The organism is Xenorhabdus santafensis (assembly GCF_033949405.1).
In the GTDB taxonomy this organism is placed as follows: Bacteria; Pseudomonadota; Gammaproteobacteria; order Enterobacterales; family Enterobacteriaceae; genus Xenorhabdus; species Xenorhabdus santafensis.
Genome location: NZ_VCDN01000031.1, coordinates 142,827 through 149,578, shown reverse-complemented (window position 1 = coordinate 149,578; position 6,752 = coordinate 142,827). Strand labels below are relative to the sequence as shown.

The 6,752-nt window shown below is 46.3% G+C and carries 4 protein-coding genes; all 4 read right to left on the bottom strand.

All coding sequences use genetic code 11. The annotated features are described in order from the left end of the window. A partial coding sequence (locus FE392_RS09315) for a tyrosine-type DNA invertase (RefSeq protein ID WP_319929954.1) occupies nucleotides 1-597 on the bottom strand: 597 nt, incomplete at its 3' end. A 470-nt stretch (nucleotides 598-1,067) separates the two neighbouring features. Beyond that, complete coding sequence (carB, locus tag FE392_RS09310) at nucleotides 1,068-4,292, bottom strand: carbamoyl-phosphate synthase large subunit (RefSeq protein ID WP_319929950.1); 3,225 nt, start codon at nucleotides 4,290-4,292, stop codon at nucleotides 1,068-1,070. Nucleotides 4,293-4,309: 17 nt separating this feature from the next. Beyond that, entirely contained in the window at nucleotides 4,310-5,470 is a 1,161-nt protein-coding gene (gene carA, locus FE392_RS09305; RefSeq protein WP_319929949.1) for a glutamine-hydrolyzing carbamoyl-phosphate synthase small subunit, read from the bottom strand. Between the two features lie 435 nt (nucleotides 5,471-5,905). Then, on the bottom strand, nucleotides 5,906-6,727 hold the full coding sequence (gene dapB / locus FE392_RS09300) for a 4-hydroxy-tetrahydrodipicolinate reductase (protein WP_319929948.1): 822 nt from the start codon (nucleotides 6,725-6,727) through the stop codon (nucleotides 5,906-5,908). Nucleotides 6,728-6,752: the final 25 nt, after the last annotated feature.

Here is a 6,752-nt window from a genome sequence, read left to right as displayed (position 1 = left end):
TAACAGTTTGGTACTAATTGTAGACAATTTTCGTTTTCCATTTTCATGCCATATTGTTTCAAAGTGACCCGCTTTACTTGCGGTGTAGCGGGCAGTATGGCGAATATTTCGGTGGCCTAAATAGTCCTGAATCAGACGGGTATCGACCCCATTGTCCGCTAAAGCATAACCGCAAGAATGTCGTAACATGTGCGGATTCGCGCTAACCGATAAATTAGCCTTTATACTCGTTTGTCGGATGATTTTATAAAACTGCTGGCGTGACATTCGCGCACCGGTTCGTGACAGGAATAACCAGTCACTTTGATCACTGTTTTTGTAGCCTTGGCGCAGGGAAAGCCATTGCTGTATTAGCTGGATTTCACGCTCTACCATGGGATGAACGGTAGAGAAACCATTTTTCAGGCGTTCCACACGTAGCTTTTTTTCTTCCAAATCGAGATCAGACAGTTTTAAACCGAGTAATTCAGACACCCGAAAACCATGAATAAATCCCATAAATATCATGCAGATATTCCGCTCTGCGTGGGGGTGTTTTTCCAGCTCCTTCAGCAAGATTTCAATTTCTGAGTGGGTTAGGTATTTACGTTTCAAGATGTTGTTTGACACAGTATTCGACTCCCTATGGTTATCAAAATGACTATCAAAGATACCTACTATGATTGTTGCTGATAATTTAAAGACTGCAATAATTAAAGTGCACTCTAAGTGGCACCACTGATATTTCCTCTCTTTGAAAACGATGACGTTTATATGAAATAAAAAAGAAATGAGTGTCCCTGCTGATTGCGGGGCTTTTCAAAAGAAAAACCCGCCATAATATAATTATTAACCATAATCCGGTTAATGTGATGACAGAAATATATGATGGGATAATGTGGGTATTTAGCGGAGGCTTAATTATTTGGGTTAGCGGCTTTACGCATGGCGCTAATTAAAGAAAAGCGTGTGGTTTATAAGGGCCTTATATTTAATCACCCAGCCACACAATGAGTGATGTGACTGGGTTTATTTCCAAGATAAAAGTACGTCTAAGACAAAAGTATTAAACGTACAATCCATTGGATTTATTTGACGATCTTGGCATGCATTTCTTGTACGGAAATCACCTGCTCCGTCGGATTTGCACTGAGTGCCATGGTCGTTGCAAAGCCGCCATTCAGGGTGGTGTCATAGTGCACTTTATATTGCAGGGCACTACGACGCAGCAGTTTAGAATCTTCAATCGCCTGACGGCCAGCGGTGGTATTGACGATGTAGTCATATTCACCATTTTTGATTCTATCCTGAATATGCGGACGCCCTTCGTGAACTTTATTCACCAGACGTGGGTTAATACCCGCTTCGCCCAATACAACGGCAGTACCGTGAGTGGCATCCAATTCAAAGCCATGGTTGAGCAATTTAGCTGCCAAATCAACAACGCGTTCTTTATCCTCTTCGCGGACGGACAGCAATGCTCTGCCTTGCTTACGCATGGTGGAGCTACTGCCCAGCATCGCTTTTGAGAAGGCTTCGGCAAAAGTGCGGCCAACACCCATAACTTCACCGGTAGAGCGCATTTCTGGCCCCAGAATTGGGTCAACTCCCGGGAATTTATTGAATGGCAGCACCACTTCTTTCACAGAGTAATAAGGTGGAATGATTTCTTCGGTTGCACCTTGCTGAAGCAGGGATTGGCCAGCCATCACACGTGCTGCAACTTTTGCCAGTGGCAGGCCGGTTGCCTTGGAAACAAAGGGAACGGTACGTGCTGCGCGAGGGTTAACTTCAATCAGGTAGACTTCGTTGTTTTTCACTGCAAATTGGACGTTCATCAAACCACGGACACGCAGTTCAAAAGCCAGTTTTTCAACTTGCTGACGCATAACATCCTGAATTTCTTTGCTTAAGGTATAAGCTGGCAAAGAGCAGGCTGAGTCGCCGGAGTGCACGCCCGCCTGTTCGATATGCTCCATGATACCGCCTATCAAGACGCGTTCACCGTCACAGATAGCATCGACATCAACTTCAACCGCATCGTCAAGGAAACGATCCAGCAGAACCGGCGCATCGTTGGAAACACTTACCGCTGTTTGGAAATAACGACGCAGGTCGGGTTCGTCATAAACGATTTCCATTGCGCGTCCACCCAGTACATAGGATGGGCGAACAACCAACGGATAACCCAGTGAGTTACCTTTTTCAACCGCTTGTTCGATAGTGGTTACTGTCGCATTGGCAGGTTGTTTCAGGCCAAGGCGATTGACTGCTTGCTGGAAACGTTCACGGTCTTCTGCACGGTCAATGGCATCAGGGCTGGTGCCGATAATAGGTACACCCGCAGCTTCCAATTCACGTGCCAGTTTCAGTGGAGTTTGGCCGCCATACTGGACAATAACGCCTTTTGGCTGTTCAACACGTACGATTTCCAGTACGTCTTCCAGTGTGACAGGCTCAAAGTAAAGGCGATCAGACGTGTCGTAATCCGTTGAAACCGTTTCTGGGTTACAGTTTACCATGATGGTTTCGTAACCATCTTCACGCAGGGCCAGTGACGCATGTACACAGCAGTAATCGAACTCAATGCCTTGCCCGATACGGTTCGGGCCACCGCCCAATACCATGATTTTCGGCTTGTCGTTGTTCGGATTTGCTTCACACTCATCTTCGTATGTGGAGTACATGTAAGCCGTATCGGTGGAAAATTCTGCCGCACAGGTATCGACACGCTTATAAACCGGATACAGGCTGTAATCGTGACGCAGTTTACGAAGCTCTTTATCTGAGACGCCTACCAATTTTGCCAGACGGGCATCGGCAAAACCCTTGCGTTTCAGGTGGCGCAAAAGATCAAAGTTCAGGCTATTGATACCTTGTTCCGCCACTTGCTCTTCCAGACGGATCAGCTCTTCAATTTGCACCAAGAACCAGCGGTCGATGTTGGTCAGGTTGAAGATACCATCAACGGACATGCCGGCACGGAAAGCATCAGCGACATACCAGATACGCTCCGCACCTGCATTTTTCAATTCACTGCGGATTTTGGTCAGGGATTGTGGGTCATCCAAATTGATTTTAGGATCAAACCCTGTTGCGCCAACTTCCAAACCACGCAAGGCTTTTTGCAGTGATTCCTGGAAAGTGCGGCCAATTGCCATCACTTCACCAACAGATTTCATCTGAGTGGTCAGGCGATCATTGCTGCCAGCGAATTTCTCGAAGTTGAAGCGAGGAATTTTCGTCACGACGTAATCGATGGAAGGTTCGAAAGACGCCGGAGTGCGCCCGCCCGTGATGTCGTTCATCAGTTCATCAAGGGTATAGCCAACGGCCAATTTTGCCGCGATTTTCGCAATTGGGAAGCCAGTTGCCTTGGAAGCCAACGCTGATGAGCGCGATACACGCGGGTTCATTTCGATAATGATAAGACGACCATTTTTCGGGTTTACCGCAAATTGTACGTTTGAGCCGCCTGTTTCGACGCCTATTTCACGCAATACCGCCATCGAGGCGTTACGCATGATTTGATATTCTTTGTCAGTCAGGGTCTGTGCAGGAGCGACAGTAATGGAGTCACCAGTGTGAATGCCCATCGGGTCGAAGTTTTCAATCGAACAGACGATAATGCAGTTATCGTTCTTATCCCGCACCACTTCCATTTCATACTCTTTCCAGCCAATCAGTGATTCATCAATCAACAGCTCATTGGTTGGGGAAAGATCTAAACCGCGCTCACAGATTTCTTCAAATTCTTCACGGTTGTAAGCGATACCGCCGCCGGTGCCACCCATAGTGAAAGAAGGGCGGATAATGCAAGGGAAGCCGACATCTTCAGCAACAGCCAGTGCTTCTTCCATTGTATGGGCAATGCCGGAGCGTGCAGTATCCAAGCCGATTTTTTTCATCGCCTTGTCAAAGCGTTGGCGATCTTCTGCCTTATCAATTGCATCGGCAGTTGCACCAATCATGGTGACGCCAAATTCTTCCAGTACGCCCTGACGTTCCAATTCCAGTGCACAGTTAAGGGCAGTCTGGCCACCCATGGTTGGCAAGACGGCATCCGGGCGCTCTTTTTCAATGATTTTGCGTACCACTTCCCAGTGGATTGGCTCGATATAAGTCGCATCTGCCATTTCAGGGTCGGTCATAATGGTCGCTGGATTTGAGTTCACCAAAATGACACGATAGCCTTCTTCACGCAGGGCTTTACATGCTTGTGCGCCGGAGTAGTCAAATTCACACGCCTGACCGATAACAATTGGGCCGGCGCCTAAGATCAGGATACTTTTAATATCAGTACGTTTTGCCATTTTTCATTTTCTCCTGATTATTTGCTGTTCTGGTCTTTGGTAGGACGGTACTGTTCAATCAACTCGATGAAATGATCGAACAGAGATGCCGCTTCATGTGGGCCCGGGCTGGCTTCTGGATGTCCCTGAAAACTGAATGCAGGTTTGTCAGTGCGATGAATGCCTTGCAATGTGCCATCAAAGAGTGATTTATGCGTTACGCGCAGATTGGCAGGCAGAGAGCTTTCTTCAACTGCGAAGCCGTGGTTCTGTGCGGTGATCATGACGACATTGCGATCCAAATCTTTCACTGGGTGGTTGCCGCCGTGGTGACCAAATTTCATTTTTACGGTTTTTGCGCCACTGGCCAGTGCCAGCAATTGGTGCCCCAGGCAGATGCCAAATACAGGAATTTCAGTGTTTAGGAAGGTTTTGATTGCTTCAATAGCATAGTCACATGGTTCTGGATCGCCAGGACCGTTGGATAGGAAAATACCGTCCGGTGCCATTTTCAATACTTCATCAGCAGGCGTTTTTGCCGGAACAACAGTCACGCGGCAGCCACGATCTACCAACATACGCAGGATATTACGCTTAACACCAAAATCATAAGCTACGATGTGGTAAGGCAATTCTTGTTCTTTACGTGCTTCTGGCAGCCCGTCAGCTAATGTCCAGCTACCTTGTAACCATTGGTAAGATTGAGTGGTAGTGACTTCTTTTGCCAGATCCATACCTTTCAAGCCGGGAAATGCTTTGGCTTTTTCCAGTGCAATTTGGGCATCCGCGCCATTACCCGCGATGATGCAGCCATTCTGCGCCCCTTTTTCTCTCAACAGGCGAGTCAGTTTGCGTGTATCGATATCAGCGATGGCAACAATGTTATGACGTTTCAGGTAATCAGACAGATTTTCTTCACTGCGGAAGTTACTGGTCACTAAGGGTAAATCGCGAATGACTAAGCCTTGGGCTTGAATGGCGGGGGATTCTTCATCAGCGGCATTGATGCCGACATTACCAATATGGGGATAAGTAAGAGTAACAATTTGGCGGGAATAGGAAGGGTCGGTAAGTATTTCTTGATATCCGGTCATTGAGGTATTGAAGACCACTTCTCCAACAGCCACACCTTCTGCACCGATGGCACGACCGTGAAATTGGGTTCCATCTTCCAGAACCAATATAGCTGACTTAATCAAAACGCCCTCCAGAATGAATAATCAGTCAAATATGATGCATATTAATTCATGATTTATGCTAAAAATCAATACAAATCATGAATATTTGACAAAATTTTGGCAAATTGCGCGCATTCTAATGATGGGAAGGTAGATTGTCTACAAAAAATGGCATTTTTATTAGCTTTTTTACAACCTTCAATCACACATTGAGTCAATGAGGCTGAAAAAATAAGGAAAGTGGGCATTGTTATCGATTAATGTGTAAGAAAACTTAAAAACGAGAAAAAAATGAGGGCTTTTTCCCAATTTTGAATAAAGGAAGACAAAAAGACGCTTTGTGTATACATAAAAAGCCTTTAATGTGGCTTTATTGTGCTTATATCAATGTGAGTGAGTAATTACGCAATTAACTATAAATAATTACGTAATTACAATTAGTTGAGTATTTATTTGTTAAATATTCTCTAGATTTAAAACGTCTTTCATGCTGAAAAGCCCATTTTTTTTATCTTTTAACCAAATTGCTGCCTTAATTGCGCCATTTGCAAAAGTCATGCGGCTTGAAGCCTTGTGGCTAATCTCTACACGTTCACCGATATCTGCAAAAATTGCCGTGTGTTCCCCAACGATATCACCAGCCCGTATGGTGGCGAAACCAATGCTTTTAGGATCACGTTCGCCGGTGTGGCCTTCGCGGGCATATACTGCGCAGGTTTTAAGATCCCGCCCCAATGCATTGGCGATAGACTCGCCCATTGCCAGAGCGGTGCCTGATGGGGCATCGACTTTATGCCGATGGTGGGCTTCAATAATTTCGATATCGGTGTACTCACCCATGATGGTAGCGGCTTTTTCCAGTAACTTGAGCACAAGGTTAACACCGACACTAAAGTTGGCTGCAAATACGATGGGAATTTCACGGGAAGCATCTTCAATGGCTTGTTTGCCGGCATCATCAAAGCCCGTTGTGCCAATGACCACGGCCTTGCGGTATTGCTGGCAAATGGCGAGGTAAGATAATGTGCCTTCTGGGCGGGTAAAATCAACCAGTACATCAAAACGGTCAATAACATGATGTAGATCATCGCTGATGATCACGCCATTTTTGCCGCTGCCGGCTAATTCCCCGGCATCGGTTCCCACTAAGGAAGAACCCGCGCGTTCCAGGGCCGCGCCAAGAGTAACGCCATCCAACTGCTGGACAGCCTGAATAAGATTACGTCCCATGCGCCCACTCGCGCCTACTATAGCAATGCGGATATCTGTATCGGCCATATGACTCTCTCTGTAAATCATGTTC